This is a genomic window from Pseudomonas sp. P4_B4 (genome assembly GCF_056402255.1).
This window is the reverse complement of the sequence record NZ_JBFUHS010000002.1, coordinates 54,968-76,340: the sequence shown is the minus strand read 5'-3', so window position 1 is coordinate 76,340 and position 21,373 is coordinate 54,968. Positions and strand designations below refer to the sequence as shown.

The window sequence follows — 21,373 nt, the reverse complement described above, 5'->3', positions numbered from 1 at the left end:
GAAGCGGCTAATGCTAGCGGAGCAAGGGACAAATTGCATCCGGTGCGCTCGTGTATTCTGGCCAAGCTGCACATCGGGGGCTTTTAACGGAGTGTTTATGCGGCTGGCCTTGGGGGCATTGCTGTTGATCAGCCTGGACAGCGTGGCTGCGCAAGCACCGCTGCGCTTCGTGATAACCGACAGCTGGAGCATGCCCATGGTGCAGCTTGAACAGGGTAAACCGACCCAGGGCATCCTGTATGACGTGATGCTCAGTCTCGCGACCCAGGTCGGCGTGCCGGCCGAATTCCATGTATTGCCCCGCGCACGAGTGCAAAACGCCATGGAGCAAGGCGAGGTCGATGTCCGCTGTTATGCCGCGCAATCGTGGCTGCCCAATCAGTCTGGCGATTATCTCTGGAGCATCCCGCTCTTCACCCAACCTGACGTGTTGATCACCCGGCAAGCACCGTCCACCGCAGTCAAACCCGCCGACTTGCCGCAACAGTCCATTGGCACCGTGCTGGGTTACAGCTACCCGACCCTGCAGCCGCTGTTCGACGCCGGCCAACTGTATCGCGACGACGCACGCAATCAGGAACAAGTGCTGGAAAAACTCCTGGCCGGCCGCAATCGCTATGCCGTCAGTAATCAATGGAGCCTGAACTGGTTCAATCAGCGCCTGCTGCCAGAGCAACAACTGCACAGCGTGTCGGTGCTGCAGGAGCAGAATGTCGGCTGCTACGTGCGCAACGACCCGCAAGTGCCGGTGCAGCGCATTCTGCGCACCCTGGTTCGGATGAAGATGTCCGGGGAGATCGATCAGATTGTCCGGCTGTATATCGGTGGCGAGCCTGCGGCTGTGGATAAATCGGAAACGACAAAAAACCACCCCGGACAAGATCCTGGCAGCTAGCGAAAGTCTGATTTCAGAAAGATAACGCGAGAGAACACTCGCGTGGCGTTAAGGTGGTAACCCCACCAGCCACACCCCGGCACACAATGTCACCGCTGCGGCTGCTCCCTTCCAGGCCTGACCGGGTTCACGGTTGATCGTTGCGGGGGGACCGATGGGGTCACCATAACGACGCTCACCTGTCGGCGAGCCGCGCCATTGTACCTATCTGAGGCGAAGTTACAACCGTTGGTTTCGGATTAAAAATATGAGGGGGTTCAAGCACTTGCTATTGCGCCTCAAGCACCTCATGCGCCCTGCCGCCCTCCTGCTGAATCACCAGATGGATAAAGTGCAGCTTGGCAATGACGGCTGGCGGCAGGACGAACGGATAGAAATCCGGCTGCCCCATGCTGCGTGATAGCTCATTGAGCATGCCAGCCAGTTCGATCCAGGCGTTGACGAACGACAGGAACGCCGCGCCGCCGGGGCGCTGTGGATCGTAGAGGGTATCCAACGGAAACGGCTGATAGTCGAAGTCCATTTCCCGGGCACTCATGCCAAAGCCCAGTGCGGTATCCACCGCATCCATCATGTGCAGGTAATGCGCCCAGGTTTCAGCCCAGTCTTCCCACGGGTGCATGGTGGCGTAGGCGCTGACGTAGTGCTGCTGCCAGTCGAGCGGCGCGCCTTGTTGATAATGCTGTTCGAGGGAGTCGGCATAACTGATGCGCTCATCGCCAAACAATCCGCGAAAAGGCTCAAGCCATTGGCTATTGGCGATCAATTGGTCCCAGTAGTAGTGCCCGACTTCGTGACGAAAATGCCCGAGCAACGTGCGATAGGGTTCGTGCATTTGCACCCGTACCTGTTCGCGGTGGGCATCGTCCGCCTCCTTGATATCGAGGGTGATCAAGCCGTTCGCATGGCCGGTGGTCGGTGTTTTTCCGTCAAGGTCCACGCCGATGAAATCGAAGGCAAGGCCTATCTCTTCATCGACGGTCTTGGGAATTACCTGCAACCCCAGGCTGAGCAATTGCGCGACCAGACGCCGTTTGGCGGTTTCCACCTTGCGCCAGCGCTCGTGGTTGTCGTCTAACGACAGGTCAGGAATGGTGCGATTGAGGCTGCAGGCAATGCACAAGACGTCATGGTCATTGGCAGGCAGCAACCAATTACAGGCCGCCGGGGAGTCGAGGTTGGCGCAGCGTCGAAACAGGCCAGCCCCCGGATCGACATCAAGCTGCCAGGTGCCCGCTTGCACACCCGGTTGCAGCGCAGACAGGCGACTCTGCTCCGGCTGATAACCCAACGCCGCCGAACAGGCCAGGCACTGGCTGTTGCGAAAGAACAGGGACTGCCCGCAACGACAGTGCCAGACCTTGCTGTTGCGCGAGCTTTCGCCCATGAACGGCGCGGCGATGCGCGAGCTGAGCTGCTCGAAGAACGGGTACATGGCGATCTCTCCCTGAGGCTTGCAGAGACTAGATCATTCTTGCTCGCACATCGTTCCGCTTTTTTGTGGTGAGGGAGCTTGCTCCCGTTCGCCTGCGTAGCAGGCGCCAGAACTATAGGGACCGCTTCGCGCTCCAGCGGGAGCAAGCTCCCTCGCCACAGGTTCTCCGGCTAGATCGGGATGTTGTGATCCTTCAGGAACACCACAAACGCCTCTTCATCCAGCACCTTCAGCCCCAGCTCATTGGCCTTGGTCAACTTCGAACCGGCACCGGGCCCTGCGACCACGCAATGGGTCTTGGCCGACACAGAGCCCGCTACCTTGGCCCCAAGGCTTTCGAGTTTGTCCTTGGCGATATCGCGGCTCATCAGCTCCAGCGAGCCGGTCAGCACCCAGGTCTGCCCGGCCAGCGGCAAGCCTTCGACGACCTTCTTCTCGCTCTGCCAATGCATGCCGAAATCAGCCAGTTGCGCCTCAGCAGTGATCGAACGCTGGCGATTTTGTTCGTCCGCAAAAAAATCGCGAACCGAATTGGCCTGTTTTTCCGGCAGCGCCTGGCGCATATCCAGCCAGTCAGCACCGATCACCGCCTGCAGCGAGCCGAATTTGTCCGCCAGTTTCTGCGCCCCGCCCGGCCCAACCAACGGGATATGCAGCTTGTCGAGGAAACCACCCAGCGTGGTGCTCGCTGAAAACTCGGCGCCCAACTCGCCCTGTTCCTGAATCTGCATGCCGTGTTTGAGCAAATCAGCGATCACCTGCTGGTTATGGGCGTCCTCGAAGAAGCTGTGGATCTCGTACGCGACTTCCAGCCCGACGTCCGGCAAGTACGTCAGCACCTGCGGCAAGGCCTGTTGCACCCGTTCCAGCGAGCCCAGGGAGCGCGCCAGAACCTTGGCCGTCTCCTCGCCGACATCGGGAATCCCGAGGGCGTAGATGAACCGTGCCAGGCCCGGCTTCTTGCTGTCTTCGATGGCGCCGAGCAGGTTCTTGCTCGACAGTTCGGCAAAGCCTTCCAGATCGACGATCTGCTCGAACGTGAGGGCGTACAGATCGGCCGGCGAGCTCACCAGGCCTTCGTCGACCAGTTGCTCAACGCTCTTCTCACCCAGGCCTTCGATGTCCATGGCACGACGGGAAACGAAGTGAATGATCGCCTGCTTGAGTTGTGCGCCACAGGCCAGACGACCGACGCAGCGATACACCGCGCCTTCGCTGACCGTCTCACGGCCCTTGCTGCGCTTGATAAGCTGCGTGCGCTCGACATGGGAACCGCACACCGGGCACTGCTCGGGAATCTGTACCGGCCGGGCGTTTTCCGGGCGACGTTCCATGACCACTTGCACCACTTGCGGAATCACGTCACCGGCACGGCGGATGATCACCGTGTCGCCGATCATCAGGCCCAGGCGTGCCACTTCATCCATGTTATGCAGTGTGGCGTTGGCCACCGTGACACCGGCGACCTTGACCGGTTTCAGACGCGCCACCGGCGTCACCGCCCCGGTGCGGCCGACCTGGAACTCCACATCGAGCAGTTCGGTGAGTTCTTCCATCGCCGGGAATTTGTGGGCGATGGCCCAACGCGGTTCACGGGCGCGAAAACCCAGTTCGCGCTGGGAGGCAATGCTGTTGACCTTGAACACCACGCCGTCGATTTCATACGGCAGCGCGCTGCGACGCTCACCGATGTCGCGGTAGTAATCCAGGCACTCAGCGATGCCGTGCGCCAGTTTCAGCTCATGGCTGATCGGCATGCCCCAGGCCTGGAGTTGCTGCAAATTGCCGATGTGCGTATCGGCAATGTCCGCCGACACCTGGCCGATGCCGTAGCAGCAGAACTCCAGCGGACGATTGGCGGTGATCTTCGAATCCAGCTGACGCAAACTGCCCGCCGCTGCGTTGCGCGGGTTGGCGAAGGTCTTGCCGCCGACTTCCAGTTGCGTGGCGTTGAGCCGCTCGAAACCGGCCTTGGACATGAACACTTCGCCGCGCACCTCCAGAGTCGCCGGCCAGCCAGTACCGTGCAGCTTGAGCGGGATGTTGCGCACGGTGCGCACGTTGACGCTGATGTCTTCGCCAGTGGTGCCATCGCCGCGGGTCGCGCCGCGCACCAGGACGCCATCCTGATACAGCAGGCTGACGGCCAAACCATCGAGCTTGGGTTCACAGCTGTACTCGACTGTCGCGCCGCCACCGAACAGGTCGCCGGCCGGCAGGTCCAGGCCTTCGGTCACCCGGCGGTCGAACTCACGCATGTCGGTTTCTTCGAAGGCGTTGCCGAGGCTGAGCATCGGCACTTCGTGACGCACCTGAGTAAACGCCGACAGCGCCGCGCTGCCCACTCGCTGGGTTGGCGAGTCGCTGGTGATCAGTTCGGGATTGGCCGCTTCCAGAGCCTTGAGCTCGTTGAACAAGCGGTCGTATTCGGCGTCCGGAATGCTCGGCTCGTCGAGCACGTGGTAACGATAGTTGTGCTGATCCAGCTCAGCGCGCAGCTCTAAAATACGGTTCTTGGCGGCGGTCATGGGTGTTCTCTCATAAAGCAAAAGAGCAGCCGAGGCTGCTCAATTTTTTAAATACAGTAGCTCAAGGCTATGGCCATTGTGGCGAGGGAGCTTGCTCCCGCTCGGTGGCGAAGCCGCCGTAAATCCTGCAATCGCGTTGAACCTGACACAACGAGGGGGATGGTTTTGGGGCTGCTTCGCAGCCCAGCGGGAGCAAGCTCCCTCGCCACAAGAGCTCGCTCCAACCTTTTCAATCAGCGCTTCTGGGTCAAGGCGCGACGTTCGAATTCCACGATGCGCTGACGGTAGTGCTCGATCGTCTGGGCGGTCAGTACGCTGCGCTGGTCGTCCTTCAGTTCGCCGTTGAGCTCCTGGGACAATTTACGCGCCGCTGCCACCATCACGTCGAAGGCTTGCTTCGGATGGCGAGGGCCTGGCAGACCCAGGAAGAAGCTCACCGCCGGAGTGCTGAAGTGGTCGATGTCATCCAGGTCGAATACGCCAGGCTTGACGGCGTTGGCCATGGAGAACAGCACTTCACCGTTGCCGGCCATGCTTTCGTGGCGATGGAAAATGTCCATTTCGCCGAAACGCAAACCGCTCTCCAGAATGTTCTGCAACAGCGCCGGGCCCTTGAAGCCGGCAGCGTCGCGGCAGATCACGCTGATCACCAGCACTTCTTCAGCTTGCGGTTGCTCTTTGTCGTTGACCGCTGGCGAAGCCTTGGTGTCATCCGGGAAATCGTCGTCGCGGCTGCTGAAGCTCGGGCCGCCGTCCAGATCCAGGCTGAGGTTCATGTCGCCCTGGGAAGGCTCGCCGTGGCCACGCTTGCCGCGCTTGGAGCCCGACTCGCGAGGCTCGCGGGCCGGCATGCTCACCGACGGCAGATCGTGCTCGTCCAGTTGCGGCTCTTTATGCGTGTCCAGCACGCGCGGCGGGCCCAGCAGTTCGGCGCTGGTGCTGCTGTCCTCGTCCGGCAGATTGGACAGACTTCGATCAAGACGGAACTTCAGTTTTCCCTTGCCGCCGCGCATACGGCGCCAGCCATCGAAAAGAATACCGGCAATGACAATAATGCCGATGACGATCAGCCACTCGCGCAGACCGATTTCCATGTAATCCCGTGCCTCTATAAAAAATGCTGAAAAATAAGGGGTTTACAACCTGCAAACCGCTTTAAAACGTGGCGCCAACTCTATGTTCTGACAGGCGTTTTGCCCACGTATACGAAAAATTGACATTAAACTAGCACGACCAAAGGCAACTTTACACCGTCTACCAAAATCGCTGCGCAAATTATGTCGATTTGCCATCTTCATTCCACCGGTAGAGCGTCGTATGGCCCACACAGCTCAAGCTTCAAGCTTCAAGCTTGCAGCTTGATGCTCGCCGCTAGGCGTCCACCATCGCCATCGCCTCCTCGACATCCACGGCCACCAGACGTGAACAACCGGGTTCGTGCATCGTCACACCCATCAGTTGTTCGGCCATTTCCATGGCGATCTTGTTGTGGGTGATATAGATGAACTGCACTGTCTGTGACATCTCTTTTACCAATCGCGCGTAGCGTCCAACGTTAGCGTCATCCAGTGGCGCGTCAACCTCATCGAGCATGCAGAACGGCGCCGGGTTCAATTTGAAGATCGCAAAAACCAGGGCCAATGCGGTCAGGGCTTTTTCGCCGCCGGAGAGCAAATGGATGGTGCTGTTCTTCTTTCCTGGTGGCTGCGCCATGATTGTTACCCCTGTATCGAGTAGATCTTCGCCCGTCAGTTCCAAATACGCGCGGCCTCCACCGAAAACTTTTGGGAAAAGCGCCTGTAAACCGCCATTGATCTGATCAAAGGTATCCTTGAAACGGTTACGGGTTTCCTTGTCGATCTTGCGAATCACGTTCTCAAGGGTATCGAGCGCTTCCACCAGATCGTCGTTCTGCGCATCCAGATAACGTTTACGTTCCGATTGTTGCTGGTACTCATCGATGGCCGCCAGGTTGATCGCGCCCAGGCGCTGGATCCTCGCAGCGATGCGCTCGAGTTCTTCCTCGGCATCCTTCTCGCTGGCCTCGGCGGTCAATGTTGCGAGTACGCCGTGGAGATCGTAGCCGTCTTCCAGCAATTGGTCCTGCAAGGTCTTGCGGCGCACGGTCAGGGCTTGCCATTCCATACGCTGGGTTTCGAGCTGACTGCGAATCAACTGGGATTGTTGTTCGGTCTGGCTGCGGCGCTTCTCGGCGTCGCGCAGTTCGCGGTCGGCGTCTTCGAGGGCGATCTGCGCGGTCTTGAGTTCTTCGTCGACGGTCATGCGCTTGTCGAGCAACTCCTCGAGCTTCAAACGCAGTTCTTCCAGCGGTGCTTCGCCCTCCTCCAGATTGAGGCTCAGTTGCTCGCGCTTTTCGGTCAGGCGCTCGGACTGCATCTCCAGTCGCTCCAGCGCCTGGCGCGTCGAATCGTGCTGGGCCTTGAGCGAGCCCAGACGCACCGCCAGCTGGTGGGCGTGATCCTTGTGCTGCCGTGCTTCCTGACGCACCCGGTCCAGACGCTCCCGCAGACTGTCGCGCTGGGCCAGCAGCAACTCACGCTGCTCGGTGTCCAGCGCCATGCTGTCGAGGGCTTCCTGCAATTGCAGGCGCGCTTCGCCGATGTTTTCGTGCTCCAGGGCCCGCTGTTCGTCCAGCTCGGTGAGCTCTTCGTCGAGGCGGGTGCGGCGCAGGGTCAATTGTTCGGCCTTGGCTTTGCCGGCGGACAATTGAGCCTTTAATTCACCTTGCTGACGCGCTTCGTCCTGCAGCAAACGGCGCAAATGTTCGCGGCCGTTCTCCTGCTGACGCTGCTGCGCCCTGAGATTCTGCAGTTGGGTTTCCAGGGTTTCGACGGCGGCTTCGCGCTCTTCACGCTCAAGGCCCAGTTGCTGGATTTCCTGACCACGGGCGAGCACGCCGCTTTCCGCTTCACTGGCCCGACGCACCCGCAGAAAATGCCGTCCGACCCAGTAACCGCAACGGCTGATCAGGCTCTGCCCGACAGCCAATTGACCCCGCAAGGCCAAGGCCTGTTCGAGACTGTCCACCGGCTTGACCTGCCCCAGCCATGGCGACAGATCGAGCTGCGCCTCGACCTTGTCCAGCAAGCTGCCCGGCACTCGTACGCCATCGCTGGCCGGGCTGAGCAAACGCAAATCGCCCTGGGCAAACCCGGACAGATCGAAATCGTTGAAATCGTCCACCAGCACCGCTTGCAGGTCGGCGCCGAGCACGGTTTCCACCGCCAGTTCCCAACCGGCCTCAACCTTCAGGCCTTCGGCCAGGCGCGGGCGATTCGCAAGATTCTGTTCGCGCAGCCATTCAGCAGTGCCGGTGCCCGGATCGAGCGCAGCTTGCTGCAAGGCTTCGAGCGAAGCCAGTCGACCGTTGAGGCGCTGCAAATCACCCTGGGCCTGCTGTTGCGCCGACAGCGCCTGCTGCAGTTCCTGACGCAATTGCTCAAGCTTTTCGACCTGCGCTTCTTCGCTGGTCTGCAAATCCTCAAGGGTCGCTTCGGATTCCGCGAGCTGCTCGCTGAGCGCCATGATCGCTGCGTCTTCCGGGTCCGCCGAGAGCAAGGCACGTTCTTCGCCAAGACGCTTCTGGCGATCGGCCAGGCGCTCCAGGCTGGTTTCCAGCTGCTGGATCCGCGACTGCTGCACTTCGGCCTGACGGCGCGGCTCGGCGGCGGTGAGGTTGAACGTATCCCACTGTTCTTGCCAGCCGTGCATGGTGGTTTCGGATTCTTCCAGCGCGGCAGCGGCCTCTTCGGCGGCGGCGCTGGTGACTTCCTGTTCCGGGGTGAGCATGTCCAGCTCTTCGCCGAGGGTCAGCAACAGCGTGCGGTCGTGGCCCAGGTGCGATTCGGTTTCCAGGCGTGCGCGCTCGGCCTCTTTCAGGTCATCCTGCAACTGGCGCAAACGCTGCTGACCGTGCTGGATGCTCTGCTCGACCCGAGCAATGTCGCCACCGACCGAGTAGAAGCGCCCCTGCACCAGGTTGAAGCGTTCCGAGAGGTCGTGGTGTCCGTCACGCAGGCGCTCGATGCTTGCGTCGGCATTGCGCTGTTCGGCCACCAGGGCTTCGAAAGAAACTTCCTGGTTGCCGATGATCGCTTCACGCTGGCCGACCTGATCGTTCAGCGCCTGCCAGCGCAGGGCCGACAGCTGGGCCTTGAGCTGACGCTCCTCGCCCTTGAGTTCCTGATACTTCTTGGCGGCCTCGGCCTGGCGGTGCAAGCGTTCGAGCTGACGCTCAAGCTCTTCGCGCAGGTCAGTCAGGCGCTCAAGGTTTTCGTGGGTGCGGCGGATGCGGTTTTCCGTCTCGCGCCGGCGCTCCTTGTACTTGGAGATGCCTGCGGCTTCTTCGATGAAGTTGCGCAGGTCTTCGGGCTTGGACTCGATCAGCTTGGAGATCATCCCCTGCTCGATGATCGAGTAGCTGCGCGGGCCAAGGCCGGTGCCGAGGAAGATGTCGGTGATGTCGCGGCGCCGGCATTTGGTGCCGTTGAGGTAATAGGTGGTCTGGCTGTCGCGGGTCACTTTGCGGCGAATGGAGATTTCCGCATAAGCGGCGTACTCCCCGAGCAAGGTGCCGTCGGAGTTGTCGAACACCAGTTCGATGCTCGCCTGGCTCACCGGCTTGCGGCTGGTGGAGCCGTTGAAGATGACGTCGGTCATCGATTCGCCGCGCAGGTTCTTCGCCGAACTCTCGCCCATCACCCAGCGCACGGCGTCGATGATGTTCGACTTGCCGCAACCATTGGGCCCGACCACCGCCGCCATGTTACTGGGGAAGTTCACCGTGGTCGGGTCGACGAAGGACTTGAACCCCGCCAGTTTGATGCACTTGAGCCGCACCCTCAGGCGTCCGTCAGGGCAGAGATCACCAGATCGCAACTGCGCTGGGCGTAAGCCGTCAGCACCACGCGAATCTGCGCAAAGTCACGGGCCAGCACGGCAGCGAGCAAGCGTTCGAACAGTTCGAGGAATTCGCTCATCGACGCTTTGCGCTGGTCCAGCGCGAGGAAATACGCACGGCTCATGGCCGGCTGCAGATTCTCGACGGTTTCCTGCAAGTACGGGTTGTTGGCGAACGGGTACGCGGCGCGCATCACATTGAAGCTGTCATCGACGAAAGAGCGGATGTCCTGACGCTCGTAGCTGGCAGTCAGGCGTTGCTGGATCTGCACGAACGGCGCCATGTCGGCCTGGGTTTTCCAGCCGCTGGCCACCGAGTTACCGAGCAGAATATAGAGCTCGCTCATCAGCTTGCACAGGCTCTGCACCTTGTGCGGCGTGAGCTCGGTAACGTGGGCGCCACGTCGCGGCAGGATCGCGATCAGGTGCCGACGCTCGAGGATCAGCAAGGCCTCGCGGACCGAACCACGGCTGACGTTGAGGGCCAGCGTGACCTTCTGTTCCTGGATGCGCTCCCCGGGCTTCATTTCGCCGCGAATGATGCGTTCGGCGAGGTGGTGAGCGATTTGCTCGGCGAGGCTGTCCGGCGCCTTGAACGTCATGGTTGTCCTTCAAACTCTTTGATCTGTACAAGCGGCGCAGTGTAGCGCAATTGCTGCGTCAGGGCGGAGTGCCCGCCCGGAGGTTTTTTGGCACGATTCAAGCAAATTCAAGCAAAAAGGCAGGCTATCGAACCAACGACAATAATTAAGGAACAGGTGGTTAATCGACAAATTGCAGTTTCCTGACCTTTAAGTCAGAAAATCATTGACCGAAAAGTCAGACCTGCTAAATTCAGTTCCTATCGGTTAACAACAATAATGAGTCTGCGAGGCCTTCCGTGATCCAGTTTTTACTAAACCAGGAACTCCGTAGCGAGCACGCCCTGGACCCGAACCTGACCGTGCTCAATTATCTGCGCGACCATGTGGGCAAACCCGGCACCAAAGAAGGCTGCGCCAGCGGTGACTGCGGCGCCTGCACCGTGGTGGTCGGCGAATTGCAGACCGATGACGACGGTCGCGAACACATTCGCTATCGCAGCCTCAACTCGTGCCTGACCTTCGTGTCGTCCCTGCACGGCAAACAACTGATCAGCGTTGAAGACCTCAAGCACAAGGGTCAGCTGCACAGTGTGCAGAAAGCCATGGTCGAGTGCCACGGCTCGCAATGCGGCTTCTGTACCCCAGGCTTCGTGATGTCGCTGTTTGCCCTGCAAAAGAACAGCGATGCACCGGATCATGCCAAGGCCCACGAAGCACTGGCCGGCAATCTCTGCCGTTGCACCGGCTACCGGCCGATCCTGGAAGCTGCCGAGCAGTCCTGCTGCGCCAAGCAACCGGACCAGTTCGACGCCCGCGAGGCCGACACCATCGCGCGCCTCAAAGCGATTGCCCCGACCGATATCGGCGAACTCAACAGCGGTGACAAACGCTGCCTGGTGCCGCTGACCGTGGCCGACCTGGCCGATCTCTACGACGCTTATCCACAGGCCCGCCTGCTGGCCGGCGGTACTGACCTGGCGCTGGAAGTCACGCAGTTCCACCGCACCCTGCCGGTGATGATCTATGTCGGCAACGTCGCCGAGATGAAGCGCATCGAGCGTTTTGACGATCGCCTGGAAATCGGTGCCGCCACCTCCCTTTCCGATTGCTACGAGGCCTTGAACGCCGAGTACCCGGACTTCGGTGAATTGCTGCACCGCTTCGCCTCCTTGCAGATCCGCAACCAGGGCACCCTGGGCGGCAACATCGGCAACGCTTCGCCGATTGGTGACTCGCCGCCCCTGCTGATCGCCCTGGGCGCGCAAATCGTGCTGTGCAAAGGCGAAACCCGCCGCACCCTGGCTCTGGAAGATTACTTTATCGATTACCGCGTCACTGCGCGCCAGGAAAGCGAGTTCATCGAGAAGATCATCGTGCCGCGCGCCAGCGTCGAAAAACTGTTCCGCGCCTACAAGGTTTCCAAGCGCCTGGACGACGACATTTCTGCCGTCTGCGCCGCCTTCAACATTCGCCTGGAAAACGGCGTGGTCGCCGAAGCCCGCGTCGCCTTCGGCGGCATGGCGGCCATCCCGAAACGTGCCGCTGCTTGCGAAGCCGCGTTGCTCGGCTCGCCATTCAACAACGCCACCGTTGAACGTGCCTGCGCTGCCCTGACCGAAGACTTCACACCGCTCTCGGACTTCCGCGCCAGCAAGGAATACCGCCTGCTCAGCGCGCAGAACCTGCTGCGCAAATACTTCATCGAACTGCAAACACCGCACATCGAGACTCGGGTGACCGCTTATGTCTAATCATCACGCCGTAGAGAAGACCCAAGCCGAATTGGCTGAACTGTTCGCCAAGGACCTGACCACCGGTGTCGGCCGCAGCGTCAAGCACGACAGCGCCGCCAAACATGTGGCCGGTGAAGCGCAGTACATCGACGATCGCCTGGAGTTTCCGAACCAGTTGCACGTTTATGCGCGCATGTCGGACCGTGCCCACGCCCGGATCATCAGCATCGACACCGCGCCCTGCTACGCCTTCGAAGGCGTGCGCATCGCCATCACCCACGAAGACGTACCGGGCCTCAAAGACATCGGTCCGTTGCTGCCGGGCGATCCGCTGCTGGCCATCGATACCGTGCAATTCGTCGGTCAACCGGTGGTCGCCGTGGCGGCGAAAGACCTGGAAACCGCGCGTAAGGCGGCCATGGCCGCGATCATCGAATACGAAGACCTGGAGCCTGTGCTGGACGTGGTCGAAGCCCTGCGCAAGCGCCACTTCGTACTCGACAGCCACACCCATCAGCGCGGCGATTCGGCCACGGCGCTGGCCACTGCCGAACATCGCATCCAGGGCACGCTGCACATCGGTGGCCAGGAACACTTCTACCTGGAAACCCAGATCTCTTCGGTGATGCCGACCGAAGATGGCGGCATGATCGTCTACTGCTCCACGCAGAACCCCACCGAAGTGCAGAAGCTGGTGGCCGAAGTGCTGGACGTGTCGATGAACAAGATCGTTGTCGACATGCGCCGCATGGGCGGCGGTTTCGGCGGCAAGGAAACCCAGGCGGCCAGCCCGGCGTGCCTGTGTGCGGTGATCGCTCACCTCACCGGCCAGCCGACCAAGATGCGCCTGCCGCGGGTCGAAGACATGCTGATGACCGGCAAGCGTCACCCGTTCTATGTCGAGTACGACGTGGGCTTCGACAGCACCGGGCGGCTGCACGGCATCAACCTGGAACTGGCCGGTAACTGCGGTTGCTCCCCTGACCTGTCGGCGTCGATCGTCGACCGCGCGATGTTCCATTCGGACAACTCGTACTACCTGGGCGATGCGACCATCAACGGTCACCGCTGCAAGACCAATACCGCGTCGAACACCGCCTACCGTGGTTTCGGCGGCCCGCAAGGCATGGTCGCCATCGAAGAAGTGATGGACGCCATCTCTCGCCATCTGGCCCTGGATCCTTTGGCCGTGCGCAAGGCCAACTACTACGGCAAGACCGAGCGCAACGTCACCCACTACTACCAGACCGTCGAGCACAACATGCTCGAAGAGATGACCGCGGAACTGGAAGAAAGCAGCCAGTACGCCGAACGTCGCGAAGCGATCCGTCGCTACAACGCCAACAGCCCGATCCTGAAAAAAGGCCTGGCGCTGACCCCGGTGAAATTCGGCATTTCCTTCACCGCCAGCTTCCTCAACCAGGCCGGCGCGCTAGTGCACGTCTACACCGACGGCAGCATCCACCTCAACCACGGTGGCACCGAAATGGGCCAGGGCCTGAACACCAAGGTCGCGCAGGTGGTGGCCGAAGTGTTCCAGGTGGAAATGGACCGCGTGCAGATCACCGCGACCAACACCGACAAAGTACCGAACACCTCGCCAACCGCCGCTTCCAGCGGTGCCGACCTGAACGGCAAGGCCGCGCAGAACGCCGCCGAAACCATCAAGCAACGCCTGGTGGAATTTGCGGCTCGCCAGTACAAGGTCAGCGAAGAAGACGTGGAATTCCACAACGGCCACGTGCGGGTTCGCGATCACATCCTGACCTTCGAAGCACTGATCCAGCAGGCGTACTTCGCCCAGGTGTCGCTATCGAGCACCGGCTTCTACAAGACCCCGAAAATCTACTACGACCGCAGCCAGGCTCGCGGCCGTCCGTTCTACTACTTCGCCTTTGGYGCGGCGTGCTGCGAAGTGCTGGTCGACACCCTGACCGGCGAATACAAGATGCTGCGCACTGACATCCTCCACGACGTCGGCGCCTCGCTGAACCCGGCCATCGACATCGGTCAGGTCGAGGGCGGTTTCATCCAGGGCATGGGCTGGCTGACCATGGAAGAGCTGGTGTGGAACAACAAGGGCAAGCTGATGACCAACGGCCCGGCCAGCTACAAGATCCCGGCCGTGGCGGACATGCCGCTGGACCTGCGGGTGAAGCTGGTGGAAAACCGCAAGAACCCGGAAGACACGGTGTTCCACTCCAAGGCCGTGGGCGAGCCGCCGTTCATGCTCGGCATCGCCTCGTGGTGTGCGATCAAGGACGCCGTGGCGAGCCTGGGCGATTACAGGCATCAACCGAAAATCGACGCACCGGCGACCCCGGAGCGGGTGTTGTGGGGCTGTGAGCAGATGCGCCAGCTGAAGGCGGCGAAGGCTGTCGAGGCTGAGACCGAGTTGGCTTCGCTCTAAGACCGAAGTGCGGCCTTCGCGGGCAAGCCTCGCTCCTACAGGTTTTGCACAATCCTTGTAGGAGCGAGGCTTGCCCGCGAAGAGGCCGGTACAGACAACAGAGATGTTGAGGTGAAACATGTACAACTGGATCGACGCCCTCGCCGACCTGCAAAACCGGGGTGAGCCCTGCGTGCTGGTCACCATCATCGAAGAGCTCGGCTCGACGCCGCGCAACGCTGGCTCGAAGATGGTCATCAGCGCGAACCAGAGCTTCGACACCATCGGTGGCGGGCACCTGGAATACAAGGCCATGAAGATCGCCCGCGAGATGCTCGCCAGTGGCAAGCAGGACACCCATCTGGAGCGCTTCAGCCTCGGTGCCAGCCTCGGCCAGTGCTGCGGTGGTGCAACCGTTTTGCTGTTCGAACCGATGGGCCAGGTTCAGGCGCAGATCGCCGTGTTCGGTGCAGGCCACGTCGGCCGCGCCCTGGTGCCGCTGCTGGCCAGCCTGCCTTGCCGGGTGCGCTGGATCGATTCGCGGGAAGATGAATTCCCCGAGCAGATCCCCCATGGCGTACGCAAGATCGTCAGCGAAGAACCGGTGGATGAAATCGATGATCTGCCGGCCGGCAGCTATTGCATCGTGATGACCCACAACCATCAACTCGACCTCGAGCTGACCGCAGCGATCCTCAAGCGCAACGACTTCGCCTACTTCGGCCTGATCGGTTCGAAGACCAAACGGGTGAAGTTCGAACATCGCCTGCGCGACCGCGGTTTCGACAACAGCGTCGTGCAACGCATGCGCTGCCCGATGGGCATCGGCGAAGTCAAAGGCAAGTTGCCCGTGGAAATCGCCATCTCCATCGCCGGCGAGATCATCGCCACCTATAACGCGAACTTCGGCCAGCACACCGTCAGCGCCGGATCGATTGCCAAACTGCTGCCTGCGTCACGCCGCAGCCACGCTTCGAACTAAAGAGCCACAACTTGAGAACGCCCATGACTCTGACTCGCAAAGCTTACCGCGCCGCCATCCTGCACAGCATCGCCGACCCAGCCATCGTGGGCATCGAAGCCTCCTACGAGTATTTCGAAGACGGCCTGCTGGTTGTGGATAACGGCCAGATCAGCGCCCTGGGCCACGCCAGCGAACTGCTGCCGACCCTGCCGGCTGACGTCGAAATCACCCACTATCAGGACGCACTGATCACCCCCGGCTTCATCGACACCCACATCCACCTGCCGCAAACCGGCATGGTCGGCGCCTATGGCGAGCAATTGCTGGACTGGCTCAACACCTACACCTTCCCGTGCGAAAGCCAATTCGCCGACAAGGCCCACGCCGACCAGGTCGCGGACATTTTCATCAAGGAACTGTTGCGCAACGGCACCACCACTGCGCTGGTATTCGGCAGCGTGCACCCGCAATCGGTGAACTCGTTCTTCGAAGCCGCCGAGCAGCTCGACCTGCGGATGATCGCCGGCAAGGTGATGATGGACCGCAACGCCCCGGACTACCTGACCGACACCGCCGAATCCAGCTACATCGAAAGCAAGGCGCTGATCGAGCGCTGGCACGGCAAGGGTCGCCTGCACTACGCGGTCACCCCTCGCTTCGCACCGACCAGCACCCCGGAACAACTGACCCTCGCCGGCCAATTGCTGACCGAATACCCGGATCTGTACATGCAGACCCACATCAGCGAAAACCTCAAGGAAATCGAGTGGGTCAAGGAACTGTTCCCGGAGCGCAAGGGTTACCTGGACGTCTACGATCACTACCAGTTGCTCGGCGAGCGCTCAGTGTTCGCCCACGGCGTGCATCTGTGCGATGACGAGTGCGCGCGCCTGGCGGAAACCGGTTCGGCCATCTCATTCTGCCCGACCTCGAACTTCTTCCTCGGCAGCGGCCTGTTCAACCTGCCGATGGCCGAGAAGCACAAGCTCAATGTCGGCATCGGCACCGATGTGGGCGGTGGCACCAGTTTCTCGCTCCTGCAAACCCTCAACGAAGCCTACAAGGTCATGCAGCTGCAAGGTGCACGCCTGAGCCCGTTCAAGTCGCTGTACCTGGCCACCCTCGGCGGCGCCCGCGCACTGCGTCTGGAAGACAAGATCGGCAACCTGCAACCAGGCACCGACGCCGACTTCCTGGTGCTGGACTACAACGCCACGCCGTTGCTGGGCTATCGCCTGAAGCAGGCCAATAACATCGCCGAGACGTTGTTTGTGTTGATGACCCTGGGGGATGACCGGACTGTTCAGCAGACTTATGCGGCGGGGAATCTGGTGCATCAGCGCTAGTTTTCTCAAGACATAAAAAATCCCCCGCAATCATCAGATTCCGGGGGATTTTTTTGATCCTCTGTAGGAGCGAGCTTGCTCGCGAAGAACCCGAGAGCGCCGCAGCAATTCAAGCGCCCCGCGTTATCGTTCACGACCATCGTCGGAACGCCGCCCGGAGCAAGCTCGCTCCTACAGATCAGAGTTTCGCAGTCGACCGCCCAGGCTTCTTGGTCTGCAGTAAATGCGAGAACACCGCATGCAGATCATCCGACGCACTTTCCTCGTCGAGGTTGAGCTTGCTGTCGATGTGATCCATGTGGTGCATCATCAGGTCGACCGCCAGTTCAGCGTCGCGTTTTTCGATGGCGTCGATCAACTGGGTGTGCTCGTCGTAGGAGCAATGGGAACGGTTGCCGCTTTCGTACTGGGCGATGATCAACGACGTCTGGGACACCAGGCTGCGCTGGAAGCTGATCAGCGGCGCGTTTTTCGCCGCTTCGGCCAGTTTCAGGTGGAATTCGCCCGACAGGCGGATGCCGGCACCACGATCGCCACGGGAGAAGCTGTCGCGTTCGTCGTTGACCATCTGGCGCAATTCGGCAATCTGCTCGGCGGTCGCGTGCTGAACGGCCAGCTCGGTGATCGCTCGCTCCACCAGACGGCGGGCCATGAACACCTGGCGGGCTTCTTCGACGCTCGGGCTGGCGACCACGGCGCCGCGATTCGGACGCAGCAACACCACGCCTTCATGGGCCAGGCGCGACAAGGCGCGGCGAATGATGGTGCGGCTGACCCCGAAAATTTCCCCCAGCGCTTCTTCGCTCAACTTGGTGCCGGGCGCCAGACGCTGCTCGAGGATGGCCTCGAAGATATGCGCGTAGACAATATCGTCCTGGGTACCGCTGCGGCCGGCTTTGCCTGCTCGCGGTTGTTTCTTTAGGGGTTGCAACTGTTCGTTCATGGGCACTCGAGTCGGAAGAACTGCGGCGAATTGACCGCGACTGTAATACGGCACAGTGGGTCGCTGGCAAGTATCGCGTAAAAAACACTGCGATTGTACACAATGGAGGGTGGCAACACGACTGTACGGCTGAATGTTGCCTCGGCTGTATCGCAACGCCTGATTACTTTTGAGTTTAGGCTTGTTCGCAGAATCCGCCTTTTGACGTAATCCCTGTGGGAGCGGACATCTTCATCTGTAAAAGGAACACCACCGTCATGAACGACGCCACCCACACGCAAATCCGCCCTCTGGCCGACACCTCGCCCTCGGCCATCGTTGCCGGCTTCATCGCCATGATGACCGGCTACACCAGCTCCCTGGTGCTGATGTTCCAGGCCGGGCAAGCGGCGGGCCTGAGCAGCGGGCAGATTTCGTCGTGGATCTGGGCGATTTCCATCGGCATGGCGGTGTGCTCCATTGGCCTGTCCCTGCGCTATCGCACGCCGATCACCATTGCCTGGTCGACCCCCGGCGCCGCGCTGCTGATCACCAGCCTGGGCGGCGTGAGCTACGGCGAAGCCATCGGCGCCTACATCACCTGCGCGGTGCTGGTGACGATTTGCGGGCTGACCGGCAGCTTCGAACGACTGATGAAAAAGATTCCGGCATCCCTGGCCGCCGCCCTGCTGGCGGGGATCCTGTTCAAGATCGGCAGCGAGATTTTCGTCGCGGCGCAACACCGCACCGCCCTGGTACTGGGGATGTTTGTCAGTTATCTGGTGGTCAAGCGCCTGTCGCCGCGCTACGCGGTGTTGGCAGCATTGCTGATCGGCACGGCATTGTCAGGTTTCATGGGGTTGCTGGACTTCAGCGGTTTCCACCTGGAAGTGGCCACGCCGGTCTGGACCACGCCGCACTTCTCACTGGCCGCGACCATCAGCATCGGCATCCCGCTGTTTGTCGTCGCCATGACCTCACAAAACATGCCCGGCATCGCCGTATTGCGCGCCGATGGTTACACGGTGCCTGCCTCGCCGCTGATCACCACCACCGGCATCGCCAGTTTGCTATTGGCACCGTTCGGCTCCCACGGGATCAACCTGGCGGCGATCAGCGCAGCGATCTGCACCGGGCCGCACGCCCATGAGGATCGCAACAAGCGCTACACCGCAGCCGTCTGGTGCGGGATTTTCTACGGGATCGCCGGCGTGTTCGGTGCGACGCTCGCGGCATTGTTCGCCGCGCTGCCCAAGGAACTGGTGCTGTCGATTGCGGCGCTGGCGCTGTTCGGCTCGATCATCAACGGCTTGAGCATCGCCATGAGCGAAGTGAAGGAACGTGAAGCGGCGCTGATCACCTTCATGGTCACGGCATCGGGGCTGACGCTGTTTTCCATCGGTTCGGCGTTCTGGGGGATTGTCGCGGGGGTAGTGACGCTGGTGATTCTGAACTGGCGCAAGGCCTGAAATACACAAAACCCGGGCATAAAAAAACGGCGACCCTTGGGTCGCCGTTTTTTTAGAACATCAAGCTACCGGATTGATCGGCTTTTCCGGGTACCAGACGTCCAGCAGCGGGCTGACTTCAACGCTGGTCAGCTCGGTGCGGCCTTTGAGCCAGGCTTCAACGGCAATGCGCTGTTCAGCGCTGACCGAGCCACGCTTCTGCAGGCAAACCAGACCGTAGTCGTCGCCGCCAACATAGCCCAGACCGTTGGCTTCCATGGCTTCTTTGAGGAACGCATCGAGGAAAGCATCAATGGCTTCATCAGCCAAATCTTCTTTGAAATCCAGGTTCAGTTCGAAACCCAGCTCTTGAAATTCATCGACGCACAGTTTTTTGCGCAGGCGCTGGGAACGGTTAGTCGCCATTGGAACAATCCTCTTAAGTAATAACGGGCGGCACTTTAGCAGTTTAAGCCGCCGATTGCCTGACTCTCTGGGCCACCACGCCTACCGTCGGTAAAAAAATAGCCGATCAGAATGCCCGCGCACGGCACAAGCCGTGACACCTTGGGGCATAATGCCGACACTTTCATGACCATTGAGGGAATTTATCTCCATGCCCTCGTCTTTTTTCCCCTCGACTGTAGGGTTTTATTTCAGATGATCAAATCTTTGCGTCCATTGCTGTTGGCCGGTTTTCTTCTCCCCCTGGCCCTCTCCGTTTCCGCCGCTCCAATCAATACCGCGTTGTCGCCCAGCGTTGAAAAAGCCCTGAAAGCCAGCAAGTTGCAGGACAACGCCCTGTCGCTGGTGATGATCCCGCTCACCGGCCCCGGCACCCCGACGGTGTTCAACGCCGACGTGTCGGTCAACCCGGCGTCGACCATGAAACTGGTCACCACCTACGCGGCGCTGGAAATGCTCGGCCCGAACCACCAGTGGAAAACCGAGTTCTACACCGACGGCACCTTGAGTGGCGGCATTCTCAACGGCAACCTCTACCTCAAGGGTGGGGGCGATCCGAAGCTGAACATGGAAAAACTCTGGCTGCTGATGCGCGATCTGCGTGCCAACGGCGTCACCCAGGTCACCGGCGACCTGGTGCTGGACAAAACCTTCTTCATGCAACCGCAACTGCCGGAGTTCAATGACGACGGCAACGACGAGAACAAGCCGTTCCTGGTCAAACCCGACTCGCTGCTGGTCAACCTCAAGGCGCTGCGCTTCGTCGCGCGCAATGACTCGGGCAAGGTGCTGGTCTCGGTGGAGCCGCCGATTGCGACCATCCGCATCGACAACCAGGTCAAGGCCCTCAACTCCAAGCAATGCACCGGTGGCGTGCGCTACAACCCGGTGGCACAGGCCGATGGCAGCGTGACCGTGACGGTCGGCGGCCAACTGGGTGAAGGCTGCAGCTCGCAGACTTACCTGTCGCTGCTCGACCACGCGACCTACACCGCCGGCGCCGTCCGCGCGATCTGGAAGGAGCTGGGTGGCAGCATTCAGGGCAAGGATGTGCTGGCGCCAACTCCGAAAGACGCCAAGGTCCTGGCCCGGGCGTTCTCGCCGGACCTGGCGGAAATCATCCGCGACATCAACAAATACAGTAACAACACCATGGCCCAGCAGTTGTTCCTGAGCCTCGGCCAACGCTTCCGCACCGATGCCGATGGTGACGACGCCAAGGCCGCCCAGCGTGTCGTGCGCCAGTGGCTGGCGAAAAAGGGCATCACCGCGCCGCACCTGGTGATGGAGAACGGCTCCGGCCTGTCCCGTGCCGAGCGCGTCAGCGCCCGGGAAATGGCCTCGATGCTCGAAGCTGCGTGGCACAGCCCGTATGCCGCCGAGTACATCAGTTCGATGCCGATTGCCGGCACCGACGGCACCATGCGCAAACGCCTGAAGACCACTGCCATGCGCGGTGAAGCCCACGTCAAGACCGGCACCCTGAACACCGTGCGGGCGATTGCCGGTTTCAGTCGCGACGTCAACGGCAACACCTGGGCGGTGGTGGCGATCCTCAACGACAAGGCCCCGTTCGGCGCTTCGTCGGTGCTCGATCAGGTGCTGCTGGACCTGTACCGACAACCGAAAATGCCGCAGACGGCTTCGGTGTTGTAACCGGACCTAAAGAACACAGTTGATCCTTTGTGGGAGCGGGCTTGCTCGCGAAGACGGCGGCACATCCAACATCGATGTGACGACTGAC

At 60.8% G+C, this 21,373-nt stretch carries 14 protein-coding genes and 1 other RNA gene; 7 read left to right on the top strand and 8 right to left on the bottom strand.

Annotated features, from left to right (window positions below):
• The first annotated feature begins 97 nt into the window (after positions 1-97).
• Positions 98-895 carry a substrate-binding periplasmic protein gene (locus tag AC1DVE_RS02615; protein WP_223454899.1) on the top strand — a complete coding sequence of 266 codons (798 nt, stop codon included), beginning with the start codon at positions 98-100 and terminating at the stop codon, positions 893-895.
• A 60-nt stretch (positions 896-955) separates the two neighbouring features.
• Here AC1DVE_RS02615 and ffs read toward each other — a convergent pair.
• The 6 genes from ffs to AC1DVE_RS02585 form a co-directional block, all read right to left on the bottom strand.
• Positions 956-1,052: signal recognition particle sRNA small type (gene ffs / locus AC1DVE_RS02610), an RNA gene on the bottom strand.
• Between the two features lie 111 nt (positions 1,053-1,163).
• Entirely contained in the window at positions 1,164-2,330 is a 1,167-nt protein-coding gene (locus AC1DVE_RS02605) for a zinc-binding metallopeptidase family protein (protein ID WP_223532560.1), read from the bottom strand.
• Between the two features lie 170 nt (positions 2,331-2,500).
• The gene (gene ligA, locus AC1DVE_RS02600) at positions 2,501-4,858 is read right to left on the bottom strand and encodes an NAD-dependent DNA ligase LigA (protein WP_477783704.1); all 2,358 of its coding nucleotides are present in this window, start codon (positions 4,856-4,858) and stop codon (positions 2,501-2,503) included.
• 233 nt (positions 4,859-5,091) lie between these two features.
• Positions 5,092-5,952, bottom strand: coding sequence for a cell division protein ZipA (zipA, locus tag AC1DVE_RS02595; RefSeq protein ID WP_223454905.1), 861 nt, complete (start codon positions 5,950-5,952; stop codon positions 5,092-5,094).
• A 277-nt stretch (positions 5,953-6,229) separates the two neighbouring features.
• On the bottom strand, positions 6,230-9,718 hold the full coding sequence (gene smc, locus AC1DVE_RS02590; protein ID WP_477783703.1) for a chromosome segregation protein SMC: 3,489 nt from the start codon (positions 9,716-9,718) through the stop codon (positions 6,230-6,232).
• Between the two features lie 2 nt (positions 9,719-9,720).
• Positions 9,721-10,380: a GntR family transcriptional regulator gene (locus tag AC1DVE_RS02585; RefSeq protein ID WP_223454909.1), complete on the bottom strand. Its 660-nt coding sequence runs from the start codon at positions 10,378-10,380 to the stop codon at positions 9,721-9,723.
• 278 nt (positions 10,381-10,658) lie between these two features.
• Here AC1DVE_RS02585 and xdhA point away from each other — a divergent pair, with 278 nt between their 5' ends.
• From xdhA to guaD, 4 genes are all read left to right on the top strand, one after another.
• The gene (gene xdhA / locus AC1DVE_RS02580; protein ID WP_477783702.1) at positions 10,659-12,113 is read left to right on the top strand and encodes a xanthine dehydrogenase small subunit; all 1,455 of its coding nucleotides are present in this window, start codon (positions 10,659-10,661) and stop codon (positions 12,111-12,113) included.
• Positions 12,106-14,505: a xanthine dehydrogenase molybdopterin binding subunit gene (gene xdhB, locus AC1DVE_RS02575; protein ID WP_223454912.1), complete on the top strand. Its 2,400-nt coding sequence runs from the start codon at positions 12,106-12,108 to the stop codon at positions 14,503-14,505. The genes xdhA and xdhB overlap by 8 nt, the downstream gene beginning before the upstream one ends.
• 118 nt (positions 14,506-14,623) lie before the next feature.
• Entirely contained in the window at positions 14,624-15,466 is an 843-nt protein-coding gene (gene xdhC / locus AC1DVE_RS02570) for a xanthine dehydrogenase accessory protein XdhC (protein ID WP_223454914.1), read from the top strand.
• A 23-nt stretch (positions 15,467-15,489) separates the two neighbouring features.
• On the top strand, positions 15,490-16,794 hold the full coding sequence (gene guaD / locus AC1DVE_RS02565; protein ID WP_477783701.1) for a guanine deaminase: 1,305 nt from the start codon (positions 15,490-15,492) through the stop codon (positions 16,792-16,794).
• Positions 16,795-16,972: 178 nt separating this feature from the next.
• On the opposite strand, the gene AC1DVE_RS02560 is transcribed toward guaD, so the two are convergent.
• Positions 16,973-17,737: a GntR family transcriptional regulator gene (locus AC1DVE_RS02560; protein WP_007993504.1), complete on the bottom strand. Its 765-nt coding sequence runs from the start codon at positions 17,735-17,737 to the stop codon at positions 16,973-16,975.
• A 257-nt stretch (positions 17,738-17,994) separates the two neighbouring features.
• Between AC1DVE_RS02560 and AC1DVE_RS02555 the strand changes: the two genes are divergently transcribed.
• Entirely contained in the window at positions 17,995-19,185 is a 1,191-nt protein-coding gene (locus AC1DVE_RS02555) for a benzoate/H(+) symporter BenE family transporter (RefSeq protein WP_223454917.1), read from the top strand.
• A 60-nt stretch (positions 19,186-19,245) separates the two neighbouring features.
• On the opposite strand, the gene AC1DVE_RS02550 is transcribed toward AC1DVE_RS02555, so the two are convergent.
• On the bottom strand, positions 19,246-19,590 hold the full coding sequence (locus AC1DVE_RS02550; protein WP_223454919.1) for a YggL family protein: 345 nt from the start codon (positions 19,588-19,590) through the stop codon (positions 19,246-19,248).
• A gap of 234 nt (positions 19,591-19,824) precedes the next feature.
• On the opposite strand from AC1DVE_RS02550, the gene dacB reads away from it, so the two are divergent.
• Positions 19,825-21,285 (top strand): D-alanyl-D-alanine carboxypeptidase/D-alanyl-D-alanine endopeptidase, encoded by a 1,461-nt coding sequence (gene dacB, locus AC1DVE_RS02545; RefSeq protein ID WP_223454921.1) that lies wholly within the window; start codon positions 19,825-19,827, stop codon positions 21,283-21,285.
• Positions 21,286-21,373 lie beyond the last annotated feature (88 nt).